Here is a 21,090-nt window from a genome sequence, read left to right as displayed (position 1 = left end):
CGGAATGCGATCGTCAGCCCCAACACCACGCAGCGCGAGAGCTAGTTGCGCGTTGAGTTGGCACGCAACGGCACATCGGTATCATCGCAAAAACCCCCACCCTACAAAGAGGGCGGGGGCTGGATCATGCTCAAATCGCTTATGAAAGTTAGGTGTCTTTTACGCTAAGAACGCGAAATTACTCGCATTGAATGCATCGAAGTCTGCCTGACTCATGCCGACGAAAGCAACTACGTCAATATCGTCTGCTGCTTGGATTAAAGTATTACTATTGTTGGAGGCGTCTACAGTGAAAACCATCATTTGCTGATTGGCGGAGTCATATAGTACGCCCATCACCTCGTTTGTGCCTGCAGCGACGCCGATCGTTCCCAGACCAATGGCGTTATCAAATAGTGCGTCCGCTGTTCCACCGGTCACTGCGGTCGTGAATTTGATCAAATTCACGTTCTGGGCCGCAAATGTAACAAGAGTTCCTGCTGTATAATTGGCGATGTTGACTGCGTCGCCATCATCGACATCATTATTATCAGTGGCGTCTAGAGAGAACTGTGAGTCGTCTTCGTCGAACCCGATAATGTCGTCGGCAACGCTGAAGCCTAGCACTTTATGGAAGTTGGCACTGGTGGGGGCTTGGTTCGCGTTGAGCGTAACACCCTCGAAATCCACCGTATCGCTGCCCCCAGACGAGATATCGATCTGATCCGCTGTTGCAAAGTTGAACACGTTGATGAAGTCGTTCCCTGTACCAGCGATCACGCTCTGAGAGTTTGCACCCAACGAGATGTTGAGGTTGCCTGTGTACGCTGACGCGTCAACCAAGCCGCCAGCGAAGTCGTAGGCGTTAGTGGTGCCGATCTCTAGGTTTCCGTTGCCGGTAATCAACAGATCGCTATTGATATCATCGGCATCGCCGATCGTATTGGTCGTGAAACCAGGCACGGTGCTGGCCACCACGTCGATTGTTACAGCCTCTATGTCCGGCCCTACGATCAGGTCATCCATATCCGCGCCGTTCATCAGCCGCAGATTCAGATTGTCTAGGATGCCGTCCGGGGCAGCCTGGGCCAGAGTCAGATCGTCGAGGTTGGATCCCGAGTAAATGACCCAATCTGCATTGTTGAGATTGTTCACAGCGACGTCGTTGAAGTTGTAATTTGTGCCCAGTTCGATCTCCAAGGCAGAGCCGGACTCCGCCATATTGATCGTAACATTGCCGTTTGCGGCGTCGCCGGCACCGTGAACGATCCGGGAGATGTTCACGATTCCCGCGCCAACTCCGACGTTCAGGAGTTCGCCCAGGTCGTGCCCGAGTTCAAGAATGTTATTTCCGGATCCGCCGTCCACTTTATCGAGAGTGGTAAATGAGGTGATCCCGACACCTGTATTGATGAACGTAAACGTGTCGTCGCCGTTCCCGCCGGTCGCGGTCGCATTGACGCCATTCCCGAACGACATCATGTCATTGCCGTCGTTTCCGTTTGCGGTGACGTTGCCAACGACAGCGTTAAAATTGAGCATGTCGTTACCGGATCCGCTATCGACGGACACGTCACCTGTACCTGTGAAGGCCGCCGTTAGGTCGCCGGTAAATGTATCGGCCGCAACAGTGTCAACGGTTGCAACATTCAAGATGTTACCGCTCAAATTCAAATTGGCGGTGCCCACGATGTCGACGGTTGCCGGGCCGTGGGTCGATGTGACGGCCACCGTATTGCCCAAACCACCCATGCTGCTGATCTTAACAGTCTCGTAGCCTTTATCAGCCCCGCCACCAGCATGGTTCAGGGCAATGCTGGAGCCAGCGTTACTATTAACGAGGTTAAGAGCCAACGTATCGGAGTTACCGTCGGTACCTGTGCCGACGTGGTTGACAGTGAAAGCATTTCCACCTGCGTCATCAGACAGGCTTAGGGTTGCCAGTGCTGTAGCGAGGTTGTTGACCGTCACGTTGTTGCTGGGTGCTCGGAAACCAATTTTCGAGATTCCATTGGCGCCTGTATCGGCGTTGATAACATCCAGCGTAACTGGCGGGACAACAAATCCGGGAGCGCCCTCGATATTAACTTCTTGAATGTTGTGCAGGCCCGTGGGAACGGTGAAGCCATTGACCAACTGCGCATTCAGCACATTCCAGCCGCCCTTGCCGTCCAGATTGTCGGTGTTGTTTAGGGTCTGGATAGGCAAAAAGGCCGTCTGTTCCACGGGAGCGTTGAACGTGTCGTCCTTGTCGCTGCCCGTGAAGTCCGGACCGGCATCGGTGCCCTGAGTGAGGGTGAAAGCCTGGCCGACGTTAATCGTGCCCCCCAGCGGACCAGTGTAGATTGCCGTCCCCTGGCCGGCATCGTTGAGGAAAGTCACGACCGCGTTGGAGTAGGCAGCCTGGAACTCCGGCGACTCGGAAAAGGCAAGGGCAATACGGCCAGCGCTGAAGCCGGACTCCATATAGAACTTGACCTCGTCAGCCGACGGGATGCGGCCGAGAACCTGCTGGTAGACCGCATTAATAAAGACTGGATTCACCGAATTGCCGCCAAAACGCGTAATGAATTCGGGCGAATTGGCAAAGCTATTGGCCAGATCGGATTCTGTGGCCGGGCCACGCAGTGTGTCCACCTGATCGTTCAGGCCCTGTTTGTCCGGCACGCGACCGAAGACAGTTTGATACAGACGGACGACGTCCTGGACGTCCTGGCCTTCCGGCGAGTTGATCATCGTCGTACGGACCTGAGCAAGGGTCAGAATACCTGTATCGACGGCAGACACGTAGGATGCGATTTCTGCGTCCGTAACCTCTGGACCAGAGCGTTGAAGGATGTCAGCGAAATATTGGCGGATCGTATCAATGGTAGCCATGTCGATGTCCTCCTGAGGTGGGTGCCGTAGCACCGACTTTGGGAAGGGATGCCCCCTTCCTAACCACGCGAACCTCTCGGGCCTCCCGCAACTGACGCCAGGGCAGTTTCGCTGACATGCAGCTGTACAGCAATGACTTTACGTCAGCAACAGAAAAAATCGGTTTACGCTACGCAACCATGATGTATATAGTCTCGTCGACTGATGGTTGTGGTTTGCATCAATTACGTAAGGTAATTATCGGCTTGCGTGTGGAATGGCCCGTTTCCGCTCCAGCCGACGCTTTGATGATGAGCCATTGGCAAGGGGTCGTGTCCGCTCTGGAGTATGGCGGAATGGCCTGAACCGGAAATTCGTTGGCTCTTTGGGAAAAGGGCAGGCGATATTTAGTGGCGCATCATATTTATAAGGCCGCCGCTGCGGTGACTAGCGCTCTGACCTTATGGCAACGTCGGCGCTATCTGCCGAAATCTCACTGCGACTGATAAGCCAGGCCCGATTTCAGATCGGAGCGACCGATTGGCAATCCCGCTCGTTGTCTCCAGCAGTCGTCCGGAGACGGCAGTAACCTGACTGAAAGTCCGGTGATACGCGCTCTCTCGCTGCATTCATCCGGGCTGAGCCCTCGGATGAATGCCATGGCATTCGTGCCGTTTCCATAAGCGGTCGCAACGGGGATTAAACTATGGCACACGCACCGCAGTGACCGGGATGCTCCGGATAATGAGACGACACAGGGATCTGAGTTATGGCGTCAATGCCGGACATCATTCCAATCATCATGGCTGGCGGCGCGGGCTCACGTCTATGGCCCGTGTCCCGGGACACGATGCCGAAGCAGTTCATTCAACTCTTCGACCACGGAATGTCAGCCTTCCAGAGCACGGTGGATCGTGTGAGCGGTGAGGGATTTGCCCGGCCGATCGTCGTTACGAACAACGAGTTTCGTTTCATCTGCGCCGAACAATTATCCTCCCGGGGTATTGTTGCCGACATCGTCCTCGAACCCGAACGGCGCGACAGTGCTGCAGCCGTGGCGGTAGGCTCGCTTATGGCCGAACGACGGTTGGAGGGGGCCATCTGTATCGTTTTGGCATCCGACCACGTTATCGGCGACGAGGCACGGTTTCATGAAGCAGTTCGGACTGCCGCGAGCCACGCTGCCCAAGGACGCATCATGACATTGGGGATCCGGCCTGATCATCCCTCCACTGCCTATGGCTATATTCAGCCTAGCACACATCAATTTGGCCCCGGCGCTCATGCTCTCGAGAGATTCGTTGAGAAACCCGACAAGAAAAATGCCGAAGATTATGTCGCGAATGGATTTCTCTGGAACAGCGGGAATTTCGTATTCCCATCTTCGATAATGATTGAAGAATTGCAGGAATATTCTCCTGCCGTATTGGCGTCAGCAGTGGGGTCGATTGAGAAGTCAACCAAAGATCTAGATTTTATACGTCTCGATAAGGAGGAATTTGCTGCGTCTCCGACCATATCAATCGATTATGCCGTGATGGAGTCGACAGCGCGAGGTGGCGTTCTTGCTGTCGATTTTGATTGGTCCGATATCGGCTCTTGGGACTCGCTTCACCAGGTGAAGGGCAAAAACCCGGATGGAAATATCCTGGAAGGCGACGTGGTGGCGGTCGATACGACCAACAGTTTCGTGCGAAGCGACGAGGTGCTTACGGCGGTTCTGGGTCTCGACAACGTAGTCGTTGTGTCGACCCGCGATGCTGTCCTCGTATCGTCGATGGCTGAAGCGGCCAATGTGAAAAAGATTGTTGCTCAGCTGAAGCGCGAGAACCGCCGTGAAGCCTGCGAGCACCTGCGTATCCACCGCCCATGGGGGTGGTATCAGCGTATTGACGTTGGAGACCGCTTCCAAGTGAAGCATATCTGCGTCAAACCCGGCGGCATTCTGAGTTTGCAGCGTCATCACCACCGCGCGGAGCACTGGGTGGTTGTGCATGGCACAGCCGAAGTGACAATCGACGATACGAAAACATTCTACCACGAGAACGAAGCCGCCTATCTGCCGATCGGATGCGTCCATCGTCTGCATAACCCCGGAAGGATCGACCTGAAACTGATTGAGGTTCAGGTCGGCAGCTATACAGGCGAGGACGACATTGTACGTATTGAGGATATCTATGCACGCCAATGATGGGGGACATGGCAACTTGCCCACCCCCCGGCCGGTTTGAGTTTGAACTGCAGCTTGATGATCGAGCAGGCCGACGACGCCAAGGTGGGATTCCACCTCGGCGAAGGTTGACATCGAAAGAGCTCACGCGTGGCACGATGGCTTACGGGCCTGCTGCTCTGGGCAAATTTTGGTTTATGCCCAGTTTGGGCGCAGTCTTGGCTGGCACACGCAGTGAGCGTATGAAGGGAGGGGTTCTCCTCCAGTTCCAGCGAGGGCTTGCCGCACCGGAATACCGGTTATGTCCGTGGACTTCCGAAAGGTCCATCGCGATTTCATGAGGTTGATGTGACGCTATCGGAACAGAAAAAAACGGTGGGTGCCTATCTCGCCGTCTGCAGAAGCAATTTTCTCTTCATCGCCGTGTTCAGCTTCTTCATCAATCTTTTGATGTTCGTAAGCCCGCTCTACATGCTCCAGATTTATGATCGGGTGCTATCGAGCCGCAATGAGACAACGTTGGTGATGGTAACCATCCTCGCCGTGGCGTTGCTACTCGTTTCAGCCATGTTGGAAACCACCCGCTCGCGAATTCTTGTGCGATCGGGAGCGAAGTTCGATCGTGTCGCCGGCAAGGACATTTTCGCAACAGCTTTCCGTGGCCATTTGAGATCTCCGGGCGGACAGTTCTCACAGCCAATTCGCGACCTCGATACACTGCGGGAGTTCCTGACCGGAGGCGCCATTATCACATTCTGTGATGCGCCCTGGATGCCGATTTTCCTCGCTGTCTGTTTCATGATCCACTTCTGGATCGGCGTGATTGCAACTGTCGGTGCCGTTGTCATTTTTGCGCTGGCGATCACCAACGAAATCATGACGCGTAAATATCTGAAGGAGGCTTCTGTATCCTCCATCAACGCCAACCAATATGTCTCCACGACCCTTCGCAACGCGGAAGTTGTGCATGCGCTGGGCATGATGGGATCGGTATCCCGTCGCTGGAGCGTCCTGCACGACAAGGCTATTGCGCTGCAGGCCAAGGCGAGCGATCGCGGTGGCGTCTTGATCGCGCTTTCGAAATTCACCCGAGTTGTGCTCCAGGTCGCAATCCTCGGCGGTGGCGCATATTTGGTGCTGGAGGCCGAGATGTCGGCAGGGGCTATGATCGCTTCATCGATTTTGATGGGCCGAGCTCTGCAGCCGGTCGAAGGCGCCGTTGCCCAGTGGAAGACGTTTGTGGCGGCCCGGGCGGCCTATGGGCGAATGCAAGGTATGCTTTCCGCGCTGCCGCCAGACGCACCACGCATGCGCTTGCCGGAGCCAACTGGCGCCATCAGTCTGGAACAGCTGGTCGTTGCTCCTCCTGGATCGCGGGTCCCGACGCTAAAGAGCGTCAACATGGAGATCCAGTCTGGGGAAATCATCGGCGTGATTGGCCCCTCGGGCGCCGGGAAGTCGACCTTGGCGCGGGCCTTGACGGGTGTCTGGATGCCCTTGTCGGGCCATGTTCGCATTGACGGCGCCGACATCGATAATTGGGACCCGGAACTTCTGGGCCCTCACATAGGGTACCTGCCTCAAGACGTAGAGCTGTTCTCTGGGACTATTGCGGAGAACATTGCGCGGTTTTCCGATATCGATTCCGGAATGGTTGTGGCTGCAGCTAAGAAGGCCGGCGTACACGAAATGGTGCTGCAGATGCCGGACGGCTACAACACCCGCATCGGAGAGGCAGGGCGATCGCTGTCTGGTGGACAACGTCAGCGTATTGGGCTGGCTCGCGCTCTGTACGGAGATCCCAAGTTCATCATTCTCGACGAACCGAACTCCAGCCTCGATAGTCAAGGAGAGGCAGCACTGGCTCAGGCGTTGCGTGAAGCCAAGGCCGAGAAGCGCACGGTCATCGTAATCAGTCACCGCACTTCGCTGCTCAACGAAGTCGACAAACTCGCCGTCTTTACCGGTGGCACTCTCACCATGTACGGTCCCACAAAGGCCGTTATGGATCGATTGAACGGCGCCGGCGCCGCTATCCAGCAGCAGCCGACGGGCCAAGTCACTCAGATGACCCGCGCCGGCGCTTGAAGATCTAAGGCGTTTGCCAAGCCCATATGAGATTACCGAGCGAGGGGCACGAATAAGCCGCTCCAAGCGGCTAAAGGAACGGTATGAAATGAGCAATCATCTGTCAGTTGCGACTGAGGGTGACACGGTGAAGGACGTAGACCTCGCCGAGCGCTTGCCGAAGGCAACAAAGACCGCCGACGCCCCACAAGAGAAAGCCAAGGCCCCCAAAGTGGAGACCGCCCCGATCTCGGCTCGCGGAACGATTCTCCTCGGTCTAGCCGTGGTCGGCACCACGTTTTTTGGTGCGGGTGTCTGGGCCTCTACCGCTCCCCTCGCTAGTGCCGTGAATGCACCGGGGACTGTAATCATCGCTGGCAAACGCCGCACTATACAGCATCTTGAGGGCGGGATTATCAAGGAGCTCCACGTTCGCGAGGGCCAGGAAGTCGAGGCAGGTCAGGTTTTGATCACGCTCGATCCCACCCAAGCCAATGCCACCGTGATGCGTCTGCGCAACCAGCTTGACACGCAGCTTGCTCTTGAGGCGCGCCTGAACGCAGAGCGGAATGGCGACGACGCCGTTACGTTTCCTGAAGAGCTAACAGCTCGTGCGGACGACCCGAAAGTCAGCCAAATTCTGGCGGGTCAGCGCCAAGAGTTTGACGAGCGACGCAAAACGCTAGTGGGCACAGTCGAACTTTTACAGCAGAAAATCCTCCAGCTCGATCGCATCATTGATGGGTTGAAGTCCCAACGTGTTTCCAAGGAGGACCAGGTTGGCCTGATCCAAGAGGAGCTAGGGGCTCTCCAAATTCTGCTGAAGAAAGGGTTGACCAACAAGTCACGGGTGCTGGAACTTCAGCGCGGCAGCGCACAGCTAAATGGCGATATTGGTGACATCGTCGCGCAAATCGGGCGTTCGGAGCAACAAATCTCCGAAGCCAATATGCAGATTATCCAGACCAGCCAGCAATTTCGTGAGGAAGTCGTCGCGCAGCTACGGGAGACAGAATCCAAGGGCGCCGATTTGCGGCAACAGCTTCTGGTGGCAAAGGATATTGTAGGACGTCAGGAAATCCGAGCGCCCCAGTCCGGCACGATCCAGACCCTCGCCGTCACAACGATTGGCGGAGTCATCGCGCCAGGTGAGGTACTCATGGAAATCGCCCCGAAAGACGGGAATTTCCTGGTCGAGGCACAGGTCTCACCGTTGGATATCGACAATGTGTCCGTTGGGCAGGAAGCGGAAGTGCGATTTTCTGCTTTGGACCTACGGACCACGCCGGTCGTGATGGGAAAGGTGATTTCGCGGTCGGGCGACCGCATCGAAGCCCCCAACCGCTCGCCATTTTTTCGGGTTCAGGTCGAGACGCCTCCCTCAGAGATGAAAAAGCTGGACAGCCGCAAGCTGCAGGCAGGAATGCCTGCCGAGGTCTTGATCCAGACGGGGGAAAGAACGCTTATCAACTATCTGGTCAAGCCACTGACCGATCAGCTGTCGCGCGGCATGAACGAGCAGTAGGAATTCCGCCTCGCAACGTCCCAAGGTCGGGGTTTTGAATCCAATGCTATTGGGAGCGCGCTGAAACTCAGGTCAGCGTGGAACTGTGGATCTCATCGGCTATATAGGGCGCCGGGGAAACGCCTCGACAGCGCCGTTCATACCGATTTTTCACGCCACACAATGTTTGCATGCTGCGGAGATTAAAGGATCTCGCCAACAGCCAAAGCGGTCTTCATGAGCGCGCCGCCTGCCAAGACCCCACCGCAGCTCCACAGAAAATGTGTGACGGCTGCGGTCCGGCCTGGAATCCATTTCTGGCCCATCTCAAGCAAGGCCGCGAGCACGATCAAAGAGAGCAACGCAATCGTATCTGCGAAATTGAATATGGCCACAACCAGCATGGCCGCGACCAAATAAGCCAGCATATGCTCCGTGTTGCCGCTCATTCCCGATTGCGGCCGCAGCCATCCCGGTACAAGAGAGCAGTACGCAAGAAAGACGATCATAGAGAATATGCCGATATATGCGGCGAGGGGCATGACGTTTCCCGTCAATCAACTGCTTGGGGACAGGGGTCGCTCTACCCCAGTGGGAGGGCTAATGCCAGCGGGATAACACCGCACTCATTGAGCCTCCTATTTGCCGCTGCGATGTGGTCTGTTTCATTCGAGAAAGACGCTGCGGGGAACCTTTGAACTCACAGGCAGAGGTTGACCGCGCAGAACGCCTTGGACAGGAAGAGGCTTTGCCGCCGCGGCTCGTGTCTGCCGTCATCGTGCAACGAACATCGAAGGATCTCAGGTTGAGCAGCACAGAATCGCATCCGTCTGATATTCGACCGCTGTCGTGGGAACGACACAAGGGCAAACGCTGGCAGGGCTTTCGCGATTATAATTTCGCACGCACGGCTGCACTGGTTCCCATTGCAGGGTTCGAACTGCTTGAAGTGACAATGTCTTTGCCGATTGCCTTCCTTCAGAAGGGCGACGGCTGGCAATGTGTGGCGGTTATGGGACTAGTGCCTGGCCAGAACCTTTTCGTTGGCCCTGACGGTCGCTGGTTAGGTGGGTATGTCCCAGGCAGCTTGCGTGTGTATCCGTTTGCGATCGGTCGCTCTGCAGAGAACGACAATCAGGTTTTTTGCATTGATGAAAGCAGCGAGCTTTTGGGGGATGAGGGGGGAGAGCCCCTGTTTGCTGAGAAAGGTGAGCTCTCAGAGTCAGCAGGCAAGGTGTGGGCGTTTCTCCAGACGGTCTCAAAAGGGGAAACTTTGCTCGCCAATGCGGCGGCTCTGCTGGCGAAATCAGGCGTTATCGAGCCATGGCCGATCACACTACAGGATGGAGAGGCCAAGCGCACTGTGGAGGGGCTACACCGTGTTTCGGAGGAGAAGCTGAACCAACTTGACGATATGGCGTTTTTGGATCTGCGCCGGGCCGGTGTTCTCGCATTAGCCTATGGTCAGTTGTTTTCCTCAGTGCACCTGAAAAAAGTGGGCGAGTTGGCGTCTGCACATGCCAATCATGCAGCCGCAAAAAAGGAGCAGGAGATAAAATCGCAATCACGCTCGAACGGGATCGGTGTGAGCGATAGCCTCAATATCGATTGGTCGAAAATCGGAGGCTGATCCGTCGAGCTCAGAGCGGTATCTCTCCCGACTACGTCATCTTGAAAACCGGATGTCCCCTCCACAGAAACTGCTCTCATATGCAAATCAATGTTAGCGCAGTCCGGCTACTGGCTGCAGCGATCCTCCGCCGCTTGGGTGCAGTTGCCATCGTCACCGGCGATACCATTGACTATGCCGGGTGGCGTGCTGCCTGCGGCGTATTTTGGGATCAAGGCGTCAGGCAGAGTTTCACCGGAAGGGGACGGCGCTTTCGTACAGCCGTAGCGCGGCGTAACAGCGTTGCTCGGAAGCAGGGCGCCCACACACCGTCAACAACCCCCGTGCTTCCGGGCGTCCTCTTTGTAGGCTACGCGCAGGGCGCCCTTGGACTTGGACAGGCTTTTCGATCCGATCTCGAGGCAGCCCAGACTGCGGGCATTCCTTTTGCGATCCATCCGATCGAAAAAAACATCGAGACGCGGCTGGTTGGTCCTTACATGCCAGAGCGCTACGACCGGGACAACGTCCGCGAGGTCAACATCATCGAGGTCGCTGCAGACCAACTGCCGGGCGTTTTCGACATCCTAGAGCCGCGCCGCGTTGAGCGTTCGTACAACATCCTGAGAACATATTGGGAGCTACCCCGCGCGCCTGAAGCCTGGCGGGATTATCTCAGCCGTATCGACGAGATTTGGGCACCCAACCAATTTGTTGCGGATGCGTTTGCACCGATCTACGACAAGACGATCCACATCATCCCTCCGGCAATCGGGAAGCTGGAACCGCGAATAATCGACCGGCAGAGGTTTGGCCTTCGCACAGACGCATTCTGTTTCCTCTTTAGCTTCGATTACAATTCATCGCCTTTTCGCAAAAACCCCATTGGCGTGCTCGAAGCATTCCGCGCCGCATTCCCTCAAGGCGACGAGCCGGTCGAGCTCCTCATCAAAACGAATGGACAATCGGATTTATATCCCAAGATCCGCGCTCGCATAGACGCGGCCGCAATGCACGATCCGCGAATCCTAATAATCAACGACCACCTCGATCGCGAGGATATGCTCGACCTTCTATGCGCGGCAGACGCCTATGTATCTTTGCACAAGGCAGAAGGCTTCGGCCTCGGTATGGCTGAGGCCATGATGCTCCAACGCTCGGTGATCGGGACGAATTTCTCTGGCAGCACTGATTTCCTGAATACCGAGACAGGATTTCCAATTCCCTATCGGTTGCGGCCGATCCAGCTTCATGAATATCCAGGATCGAGCGGGCAATTATGGGCTGAACCGAATTTGGGGGCGGCTGCGGCCGCAATGCGCCACCTGGCGAGTCATGCATCAAGCGAAGAGCACCGAAGACGCGTCGCGCAGGACGCCATCATCAGTAAATACAGCTTCGACGTTGTTGGCAGGCAGATGAAAGTCAGGCTTGAAAGTTTGAACCTAATCTAACTAACAGCGCTCCGCGCCAAGCCAAAAGGATCGATCCTCTCCCCAATTTTATCGGGCCAATGGTGGATAACATCGTGTCGAATGCCATCCCGCGTGATTTCAGTCTGAACAGCATAGCCTCCGACATGGAAATGCAGCTGCCCACCGGCCTTGAGTGGCGCCGGTACGCGTCGCTGTGCCTCGAGAAGAGCTAGGCCAAACGCTACCAAATCTACCTGCCGGGGCGAGACAGCATTAACCACAAGCGCCTCGAGCGCCTCACGATTGTCCGCGTCGAGCTCGTGGCTAACGGCCGCGCGCACCGGCTTGGCACATGCTCCTGCTGGCCCGTGGGGATTGAATTGAAAGATCCCGCATCGTTGATGCTTATCAGACCATCCAACGAGCCAAAATGTGGAAACCCGGTCTGCTGAATCACGGCGAGAGAGCTGCTCCTCGAACAATTGCCCACAGTCCTCAGCAATTTGATCGAGCGCCCATCTCTGGTCAGTGAGTTGGGCATGAAAGGCAACCGCGAAGCTATCTACCTGGGGAGCCGCCAGGATCCATTTTTGTTTAGGGGCCTCCAAATAGCTGGGGGCGATCACGGCGAGAGTCCCGAACTCGTCGCATTGGGCGCCATCGCTCCATACTACCGCTCGATCATCAATGAGGAGAGCGTTGACGGCGCCGATAACTCATCACTCCAAAAAGCAAACTGTAAGCTTGAGATCACTATTAATTAGCTTGCGATCGCTACGGGTTCAGTTGCTGCCGACAAGGAGTCAGTCAGCACACCGACGAGCCGCAACTCTCCATGATCCGCATTACCAAGCACGATATCATTACCATCTATAGAAAAATTCTCTATGTATTTATACGCTTCATGCGTGTCTGTAAATGCAAGGATGTCTTCGCCAAGCACAAATCCATGCACAGATATATTGTCGCCCGGTGTATAATTCAGAATATCCGTTATACCCGCCCTAAATTCATGGTCGGAAATTTTCGTAAGATTACCGATTTTATCGGCGGCAATGTTTTTGGAATCGTCGGCAGCCAGGGATTCCACGATGGGGGCCGATTTTATGGAATCGATTAAATCTTTTTTGCTGCCGGTAACGGCGTCATCACCTAAAAGTTGAAGTATAATCTTACTAAAATCGGCGGTGGCCTCATGTGGTTTCTGTGCCATGTTGCTGGAGGGGGGCACAGAGGTAGTGTTGGGTGCGGCAACAGGGGCGCTTACCTTGAGCGTCTCAACAGCTTGGTGCTTCACTTGGCCTGCTGCAGCGTCACTGTATGGCACGGTCGAAGAGGTATTGTCTTCGTGGGCTTCTGTACGAGTTTGAGCGCCGCGTTGCGACAAAGCATCGCTCACCCAGACGTTGGATTTGAAGGCGACTACGTCTCCGCCAAGATTGGCGGTTGGGCCTGAACGCTCGGCGGCCCCTGCATTTTGAGGGACAGAATTTGGGGCAGGCAATTCTATAACGAGGCGCCCGACATCGTCATGGCCGGGTTGGCTGGTGCCAGAAGCAATGTCGTTTATTACCGCCATTTGTTGAGCGTCAATATGCACGGATGCGTTTGCCTGACTTTCGACGCTCCCGACAGACACATCCTTGCCGATGTCCGGCGTGGAAAGATGAACGGACTGGTCCACAATCTCAGACCTATCGGCGTGGATCATCCGCAGCAATTCCACGGCGAACAAGCTGACCCCTACCGCGCCGGTCGTCGCATCAATGAGTGAAACTCCAGGGATTGATGCGTGGCCAGGTGCTGGAGAGGTTGGCGCAACGTTGCCCAAACTCTGTGAGACGAGACTGTCCCGTTGCATACGACGGGGCATGCCATCTGAATCGTCCGTTTTCGAGAACGACTCGTTCTGCCTCTCGCCGCTGTCCGATGCAGCACCTGAGCCAGGCAGTGACCAGCCTTCCCCCCCCGAGGTAGTGCCATCCGCCGTTTCAGCAGCCTCTGCACGGTTATGCTCAATAAGATCAACCAGCATGACGGCCGCGGCAACAAAGGCGGTCAAGAACGCACTTGGATGAAGCACGACATTGGACGAACGCTTGAGTTCGCTCCCAAGGGCCAGAGGGGCGTCCTCTAGCATACGGTCGGCCACCTCGCGAAAGCTCGACCCGACGTAGATGCTATCCGTCACACAATTGATGACGTGAATCTGCGTATCGATGCGAGCAATATGCACAACGACGTTGTCAGTGCCCGACTGCTGATAGACGAACCACGGGTCACCCTCATCGCTGACGCCGCTGTCCACATCGACCGCAAGGCCCGACGCGGCAAGTCGGTCGCGTACCCTGTAAAGCTCGGCCAGATCCTGGTTCTGCCAAGGCAGCTTCGAAGCCAGTGGCGTCGAGGCCGGCTGTCGTCTTGCAAAGGAGAGAATGGATGCCATCGCAACGCCGTTCCGTCGTTCATCTGCTGATGAGTGCCGAAGCACCAGCTACAAATATGGGGCGGGCAGAGGGGTCAGGCCGAATCGTCCTTACCGAACAAGATATCGTAGGTCGTAGGCTCGTAGAACGCCATGATGTTGCGCACGAAATCCTTCGCGTTCATATCGAGTGCGCGAGCCCACACGCTGTAACGTTCGGCAGGAATGCGACCCCGTCCGGCCTCGATTTGCGAGACGAAGGTATAATAGCCAACATCGACGCGCTCGGCCAATTCCCTCTGGGAAAGCCCCGCCGCCTCGCGGCACTGACGTAACCATGCCCCACCTTCTTTGCGAAGGCGTTGCCGGGCCATGTCGTCATTTGGCGCGGTACGGGTCACCACAGTCTACCTCCAACGCTACAATTGGTGATCTTGCCAAAAAGCCGGAGGATTCAGAACGTTCGTAGCCCGAATTAACCGGAGGCGTCGCAACGCTCACCACGTGGAACACTACGACATTTTTCTGTCGTCTTCCAGTCCAATGTGCGATGTCGCGTCGGCATGCAGGCGCTCGACGAGCGTTTCGGAATGACAAAACCCCGCGCGCCAAGGCCTGTGAAAATACACAAGTTGGATCCGGCCAACCAACACCCCGGATCGACGCAATTGGCCGCCGCATCATCGCCAAACTCCATGCAGGGTCGGCCGAAGCTCGCTGGGCCGCTCCTTGACTGCACCTAGTGGCTGGTGTTGATGCACGCGACGCAAGAGACCGAAGGGCGCGACAGAATGAGCAACACCGCTTTTGTCACCGGAGTGACCGGCCAGGATGGAGCTTATCTCGCGAAGCTTCTTCTCGAAAAGGGCTACAAGGTCTACGGCGGCGTACGTCGCTCTTCCAACTCCTATCCGCACCGTCTCGCAGATCTGGGCATTGAACACGACGTCGAATTGGTTCCTTTCGACCTCTCGGAATTGCCCTCAATTCTACGTCTGATCGAAAAGACGCAGCCGGATGAGTTTTACAATCTGGCGGCCCAAAGCTTCGTTGGCTCCTCCTGGGACCAACCACTTTATACAGCGGACGTAGATGCGATCGGCGTTTGCCGTATCCTCGAAGGGATCCGGACCTATTCGCCGAAAACGCGCTTTTACCAGGCTTCGACGTCTGAAATGTTCGGGCTTGTCCAAGCGGTCCCTCAAGACGAGCGGACGCCATTTTACCCCCGGAGCCCCTATGGCGTGGCGAAGCTGTATGGTCATGGCATCACGGTGAATTACCGCGAGTCCTTCGGCCTTCATGCGTCTTCGGGCATCCTGTTCAATCACGAAAGCCCATTGCGCGGGGCCGAATTCGTAACTCGCAAGATCACCCTCGCTTTGGCCCGCATCGCGCAGGGAAAGCAGGATGTGCTCGAGCTTGGCAACCTGTCTGCCCAGCGTGACTGGGGATATGCCGCAGACTATGTCGAAGGCATGTGGCGAATGCTTCAGCAGCCCACCGCCGATGATTACGTGCTGGCAACGGGCGTGACCACGACTGTCCGCAGTTTCGTCGAAGCAGCTGGTGCTGAACTCGGCCTCAACATTGAATGGAATGGCGAAGCCGATGCGGAAGAGGGCATCGACCGGAAAACCGGAAATCGGATCGTCACTGTCAATCCGGCTTTCTATCGTCCCGCCGAGGTCGATCTGCTTCTCGGTAACTCGGCGAAAGCCAAGGAGGGTCTCGGCTGGGATGCCGCGACCGACGTGAACGCGCTTGCAAGGATGATGGCCCGCGCCGACTACGATCGTGTCAGCACCGACACGGTGAAGTTCTGACGCCTTAGCGGTCTGTATAAGTGGGGAGGGAGCTGATACCATTATGAAGTTCGTTTCCTACGCCCAGAATTTCGAAGACGTCATTCTCTTTCGCGCGTTGAAGCACGTCTGGAACGGCACTTACGTCGATGTCGGTGCCTGCGACCCCGAAAAGGACTCCGTTACCAAGGCGTTTTACGATCGGGGATGGTCAGGGCTGAACATCGAGCCTGTTGAGGCATTCCATAAGCGTTTGAGCGCGGCACGCCCGCGGGATTTGAATATCCACGCGGCGGCGGGTGACGTTGAAGACAACCTAACCTGCTACGTCATCGACGAGACGGGACTCTCGACGCTCGACAAGGAGGTTGCCGAGGGCCATCGCAGCGAGGGGTACGAGATCCACGAGACGCTGGTTCCAGTGCTTCCCCTTGGAACAATCCTCAAGGATTTCGAAGCGCGGCCCATCCATTTCCTGAAGATCGATGTTGAAGGATTTGAAGACAATGTGCTGGCCGGGATCGATCTGCGGCGCATCCGCCCCTGGATCCTCGTCATCGAGGCGACCCTGCCCTCACAAGCCATTCAAACTCACGAGAAGTGGGAGCAAAGGGTTCTATCGAGCGGATACGCGTTCGCCTTCTTCGACGGTCTCAGTCGGTACTACATCGCCGAAGAGCACGCGGATCTCACGCCGCGTCTCGCTATCCCCGCGAACGTCTTCGACGATTACGAATTAGCTTACAGCGTAGAGCTTCGCGAAGCCCTCCAGAAAGCTCAGGAAAGCTACGAAGCTCTTCTCCGGCGAATGGATCAGCAAGGTGAAGAAGCGGCAGGCTATGCCGCAACGCTGCAGAGCAGGATCGGCGAGCTCAATCAGATTGTGGCTGATCGCGAGATGGCTCTGGAAGACCTGCGTGAGGAAGCAGCGAAGGAGGAGCACCGTCTCCACGCCGCTCTCCACGCGAGCATCGAGCACACGGCCCGGATCGAGAACAGCCGCGGCTGGCGCTTGATACTCCTGTTGCGACGGCCCTTGAACCGCGTGAGGCTTCTTAAACGCGGTATAGCCGCCAAGCTTGGTGGTCATTCGAATGCCGCCCCCGTGCGCATTGGCGCCGTGCGCAGCGAGATCAAGTTTGCCGCGAAAGAACTGGCGAGACGCGTGGCGCTCAAGGCGGCTCGTCGGAAATCTTAGTTCGCCTTGTGCGACGCGGTTCCATGCCGCTCCCAGTCTATGATGGCTTGAACCGGGAATGCCGCATTTGAAACCCAAACTCCTCCTCGACCTTCAGGGGTGCCAGACACGCAATTCCCGCCACCGCGGGATTGGGCGCTACTCGCTCTCTCTGACGCAGGCTCTCCTCGGGCTGAACGCCAAATCCGACCGTCCTTTTGAGACGGTCGGACTTTTGAATGGCGCTTTTCCCGACGCCTGCATCGAGGTTCGCCAGGACCTTGGGGCCCAAGGTGAGGCTATCGCCTATCGCGAGATGGCAGCAGATAAACTCCCTTCGGAGTCAGTTGCACTCAGCTCGCAGGTGCGCGGTCTGGCAACAGCCGCGGCCGCGCGTGCTCTGAGACCTGACATTATCCATGTATCGAGTCTGATTGAGGGATACGAGGAAGGAGCGGCGCTTTCGCCATACCCGAGAGACATCGTTTCAGGCGCGATCCGGACGGCAACGGTCTACGACCTCATCCCCTTGCTCTTTTCGGAAAAATACTTGTCCGATCGGGACTATGGGGCGTGGTACCGCGGAGCCATCGCTCACTACGCCTCGTTTGATCTTCTGTTTGCGATCTCGGAGGCAACGCGGCGCGACCTTATCGAGCATCTGAGCATTGATCCCGACAGGGTCATCAATATCTCAGCCGCTGTCGACAGCCGCTTTCGCTATCTAGGGGATGCCGAAAGGTACCGCGACGCGATCGCACGCAAACTGAAGCTGACTCAGCCGTTTATTCTCTACACCGGCGGCGCCGATCACCGGAAAAACCTGCACGGCGCCATCGAGGCGTTCTCACGCCTGCCAGATGACGTTCGATCGAGCCGAAAACTCGCCATTGTTTGCCGAATGGATCGGACGACCGAGGCATCCTTGCTGGAGCACGCCCGGCAATGCGGCCTTGATCCGTCGGCCTTGGTGCTGACTGGCTACGTCAGCGATGACGATCTCGTTCTCCTGTACAATCTCGCTGAACTGTTCATTTTTCCCTCGGTGTATGAGGGGTTTGGCCTCCCGCTATTGGAAGCCATGGCCTGCGGCACGCCAGTCCTGGCAGGCAACAATTCAAGCCTGCCGGAGGTCGTCGGACGCGCAGATCTGCTGTTCGACGCCGGCGCCCCCCAATTGATAGCCGCCAAGATCGCCGAGACGTTAAGCGACCGTGACCGGCTGACTGAACTGAGAGCGTACAGCCTCGCGAGGGCACAAGAGTTCTCTTGGGAAAAATCTGCCGAGCGTGTCTACAATGCGTTTGTACAGCGTCTTGAGGAGCGGGATCGACGGGAAGCGAGCACCCGTCCACGTGTAGCAATGACAACGCCGCTTCCTCCAGCTCGTAGTGGGATATCAGACTACTCCGCCGATCTGCTCCGCGAATTGGTCAAAGAAAACGACGTGGATCTGTTTCTTGCGGATCATTCTCTCGCGTCTCCCGACACAGCGGGATGCACCGTCAAACCGGTAGCCGAGCTTGCGGAAGCATGGTCGTCGTTCGATACCGTCGTCTACCAGATGGGCAATTCCACCTTCCACACCGAGATGCTTTCCCTGTTGCCGGAGAGTGGCGGCATCATGGTCCTGCATGATGTCTACCTCAGCAATCTGAAGGCCTGGCTTGACGTTCATGAAGGACGATCGGGGGCGTTCCCTCGCGAACTCGAAGCGGTACATGGGCAAGCTGCAGTAGAGACACTGAAACGTGGGGGGGTGGACGCGGCGATCAACGAATGGCCTGCCAGTGGGCAGGAGATCAGTGCTGCCGACACAGTGATTGTCCACTCGCGGTTCGCCAAAGGTCTGATCGAGAAATTCTATCCGCAGCTCAGTGACAAGGTCGAGGTCGTCCGCCAACCACGCTCCATCCCGCAAGAGTACGGCGCGGCGGCGCAGGCGGAGGCTCGCAAACTCCTCGGCATCGATCCCGAGGTGTTTCTTGTCGTGTCGCTCGGGGTGGTTGGGCCCACCAAGAAGATCGATACGGTTCTGGATGGCTTTGAGAAGTTCGCCCGCGGGCGTGAAAAGGTCTGTCTGGCGCTGGTGGGGGATGCTGCGGATAACCACTGGACCGACAAGCTGAGGGCCCGCATAGAGCGCACAGGCGGTCGTGTGCATATGACTGGCCACCTGCCTGCCGAACAATTCAACGCATATTGCCAAGCCTGTGACGCGGCGGTGCAATTGCGCGCCACCACTCGCGGTGAGACGTCAGCTGCCTTGCTGCAGCTCATGGGCTGCGGCAAGCGAGTGATCGTCAACGCCTATGCGGATTTTGCCGACTACCCCGACGATGTCGTCACCAAGATTGCCGAGCAGCCGGACGCCGCGGACGTAGAGCTGGCACTTGGTGAAGCGGCCTCGCAATCCGGTGAGGCTCGACGGATTGCCGAGACGCGCGCACGGAACCATGTGGAGTCCCTCCACTCCCATGCGACGGCAGCGGCAGCCTACAGCGAGATCATTCGCCGAGCGCGTCGCTACGGGCCGGATCGCCAAGCACTCGTGGCTCTCGGACGGCACCTGAGTGCGGTTGGCAACGCCGCAAAAGATCATTCGGTTGGGGCTGACGGCCCGCATATTCTGGCTGTTTCTGCGCCGACACTCGTTTCACGCCTGGACGTCGAAAGACGCGTTCTGCTGGACGTGTCGCACACCTATCATACGAAGCTTCAAACTGGCATCCAGCGCGTGGTCCGCGAGCTGACCCGGGCCAGCTACAAGGCACTGGAAGCAGACGGCTTCAACGTCCAGGCGTTCGTCCGCGAGGAAAATGGCACGTTTCGTACGGCTGATGCCTTCGCCCTGGAACTGGAGGGCATCAAAGCGCCGGAGAGCCTTGATACAGAACTCAAGGTACGACCGAACGACCGGCTGTTCATGCTGGACTCAAGCTGGTTCGAATACGAGGCTTACGCGCCGCTCTTTGAGGCTGTGCGAAAACTGGGCGGGACCGTCCATACCTGTGTCTACGATCTCGTGCCTATTCGATATCCGGAACTGACAGGCGAGAGTTTGCCGCCGGCGTTCGAACGCTGGCTCCGGCGTGCGGCCCAGGAGAGCGACAGCCTGCTGTGCATCTCCCGTGCCATTGCTGACGAGGTGGTTGACTATCTCGAAGCGGAGCAAATTGCCCACCGGCCGGGTTTGCAAGTCAACTGGTTCCACCTTGGCTCCAACCTCCCCGCGGGAGGCGCCGCAAGTGCAGACGTCGTAAAAGCGTTTTCCGGGGCCCCGTGCGCCATGATGGTCGGCACAGTCGAGATCCGTAAACGTCATGGCTTCGCACTCGATGTCATGGAACGTCTTTGGGCACAGGGATCCCCGGCTCGCCTTGTAATCCTTGGAAAGAAGGGGTGGCATGTCGAGACGCTCGATCGGCGGATCCGTACCCACCGGGAATTCGGGAAACGGCTGATCTGGATTGATCAGCCCCGCGACGCGGACCTGGCCCACGCTTATGCCAATGGGAACCTGCTCCTGTTCCCCTCGCTTTACGAAGGCTATGGCTTGCCGGTCGCGGAAGCGCTACGTGCCAATCTGCCGGTCGTTGCGAGCGATATTCCGGTATTGCGAGAAGTAGGAGGAGACGCGGCGCTTTATGGCAGTCTTGATGATCGCGACCAGTGGGTCGAGCATGTCACGAGTTTGACACGCGGGGAGCGAGTTGCCGTTTCCGGCGGCCGCATAACATCCTGGGATGAGGCAGCCTACCAGGTAAGGCATGCGCTTCAGGGGACGACCCCCTACCGCGTGCTTCCCTGATCGGAACGGAGTGCTGGCTAAATTCGGTTAAATTCTTAATTCACACCGAGTGACCAATTCATCCCCGTGAATTGGTCACTCGGTCAGCCTGAGACGCGTCGGTTGGCTGCTCTCAGAAAGTAGCGGTCGCTGTACCGTACGGCCGCACGTCATACCGGCCCGCTCATGAACTGACCGCTTTAATGTACGGGTAGTTGCAAAGGGACCGGATGCGGCTTGGATCTCTGGTGGCGCGGTTCCAGGCATCGCAGCAAGCGTCGATGATGGCTTGC

The 21,090-nt window shown here is 57.0% G+C and carries 14 protein-coding genes; 9 read left to right on the top strand and 5 right to left on the bottom strand.

Annotation, left to right across the window (positions count from 1 at the left end):
- Window positions 1-159: 159 nt before the first annotated feature.
- On the bottom strand, window positions 160-2,856 hold the full coding sequence (locus tag H9Q09_RS20910) for a DUF4214 domain-containing protein (RefSeq protein ID WP_187392658.1): 2,697 nt from the start codon (window positions 2,854-2,856) through the stop codon (window positions 160-162).
- Window positions 2,857-2,972: 116 nt separating this feature from the next.
- On the opposite strand from H9Q09_RS20910, the gene H9Q09_RS20905 reads away from it, so the two are divergent.
- From H9Q09_RS20905 to H9Q09_RS20890, 4 genes are all read left to right on the top strand, one after another.
- On the top strand, window positions 2,973-3,200 hold the full coding sequence (locus H9Q09_RS20905) for a hypothetical protein (protein WP_187392657.1): 228 nt from the start codon (window positions 2,973-2,975) through the stop codon (window positions 3,198-3,200).
- Window positions 3,201-3,613: 413 nt separating this feature from the next.
- Complete coding sequence (locus H9Q09_RS20900) at window positions 3,614-5,026, top strand: mannose-1-phosphate guanylyltransferase/mannose-6-phosphate isomerase (protein ID WP_187392669.1); 1,413 nt, start codon at window positions 3,614-3,616, stop codon at window positions 5,024-5,026.
- A 354-nt stretch (window positions 5,027-5,380) separates the two neighbouring features.
- Window positions 5,381-7,093, top strand: coding sequence for a type I secretion system permease/ATPase (locus tag H9Q09_RS20895; RefSeq protein WP_187392656.1), 1,713 nt, complete (start codon window positions 5,381-5,383; stop codon window positions 7,091-7,093).
- 88 nt (window positions 7,094-7,181) lie between these two features.
- Entirely contained in the window at window positions 7,182-8,597 is a 1,416-nt protein-coding gene (locus H9Q09_RS20890) for an HlyD family type I secretion periplasmic adaptor subunit (RefSeq protein WP_187392655.1), read from the top strand.
- Between the two features lie 182 nt (window positions 8,598-8,779).
- Here H9Q09_RS20890 and H9Q09_RS20885 read toward each other — a convergent pair whose 3' ends face one another.
- Window positions 8,780-9,118 carry a hypothetical protein gene (locus tag H9Q09_RS20885; protein WP_187392654.1) on the bottom strand — a complete coding sequence of 113 codons (339 nt, stop codon included), beginning with the start codon at window positions 9,116-9,118 and terminating at the stop codon, window positions 8,780-8,782.
- A 263-nt stretch (window positions 9,119-9,381) separates the two neighbouring features.
- Here H9Q09_RS20885 and H9Q09_RS20880 point away from each other — a divergent pair, with 263 nt between their 5' ends.
- Window positions 9,382-10,206 (top strand): SapC family protein, encoded by an 825-nt coding sequence (locus H9Q09_RS20880; RefSeq protein ID WP_187392653.1) that lies wholly within the window; start codon window positions 9,382-9,384, stop codon window positions 10,204-10,206.
- A gap of 80 nt (window positions 10,207-10,286) precedes the next feature.
- Window positions 10,287-11,639 carry a glycosyltransferase gene (locus tag H9Q09_RS20875; protein WP_187392652.1) on the top strand — a complete coding sequence of 451 codons (1,353 nt, stop codon included), beginning with the start codon at window positions 10,287-10,289 and terminating at the stop codon, window positions 11,637-11,639.
- Here H9Q09_RS20875 and H9Q09_RS20870 read toward each other — a convergent pair.
- The 3 genes from H9Q09_RS20870 to H9Q09_RS20860 form a co-directional block, all read right to left on the bottom strand.
- Entirely contained in the window at window positions 11,636-12,226 is a 591-nt protein-coding gene (locus tag H9Q09_RS20870) for a hypothetical protein (RefSeq protein WP_187392651.1), read from the bottom strand. The two genes, H9Q09_RS20875 and H9Q09_RS20870, sit on opposite strands and share 4 nt — an antisense overlap.
- Before the next feature lie 134 nt (window positions 12,227-12,360).
- Complete coding sequence (locus H9Q09_RS20865) at window positions 12,361-14,046, bottom strand: hypothetical protein (protein WP_187392650.1); 1,686 nt, start codon at window positions 14,044-14,046, stop codon at window positions 12,361-12,363.
- A 74-nt stretch (window positions 14,047-14,120) separates the two neighbouring features.
- Window positions 14,121-14,399 (bottom strand): helix-turn-helix transcriptional regulator, encoded by a 279-nt coding sequence (locus H9Q09_RS20860; RefSeq protein ID WP_187392668.1) that lies wholly within the window; start codon window positions 14,397-14,399, stop codon window positions 14,121-14,123.
- Window positions 14,400-14,816: 417 nt separating this feature from the next.
- On the opposite strand from H9Q09_RS20860, the gene gmd reads away from it, so the two are divergent.
- From gmd to H9Q09_RS20845, 3 genes are all read left to right on the top strand, one after another.
- The gene (gmd, locus tag H9Q09_RS20855; protein WP_187392649.1) at window positions 14,817-15,851 is read left to right on the top strand and encodes a GDP-mannose 4,6-dehydratase; all 1,035 of its coding nucleotides are present in this window, start codon (window positions 14,817-14,819) and stop codon (window positions 15,849-15,851) included.
- Between the two features lie 43 nt (window positions 15,852-15,894).
- On the top strand, window positions 15,895-17,028 hold the full coding sequence (locus H9Q09_RS20850; protein WP_187392648.1) for an FkbM family methyltransferase: 1,134 nt from the start codon (window positions 15,895-15,897) through the stop codon (window positions 17,026-17,028).
- A gap of 67 nt (window positions 17,029-17,095) precedes the next feature.
- Window positions 17,096-20,818, top strand: coding sequence for a glycosyltransferase (locus tag H9Q09_RS20845; protein ID WP_187392647.1), 3,723 nt, complete (start codon window positions 17,096-17,098; stop codon window positions 20,816-20,818).
- Window positions 20,819-21,090: the final 272 nt, after the last annotated feature.

Origin of the sequence: Aurantimonas sp. DM33-3, assembly GCF_014334315.1 — a bacterium.
Lineage (GTDB): Bacteria > Pseudomonadota > Alphaproteobacteria > Rhizobiales > Rhizobiaceae > Aurantimonas > Aurantimonas coralicida.
The sequence above is the reverse complement of the archived record's forward strand: the minus strand, read 5'-3'. Positions and strand labels throughout refer to the sequence as shown.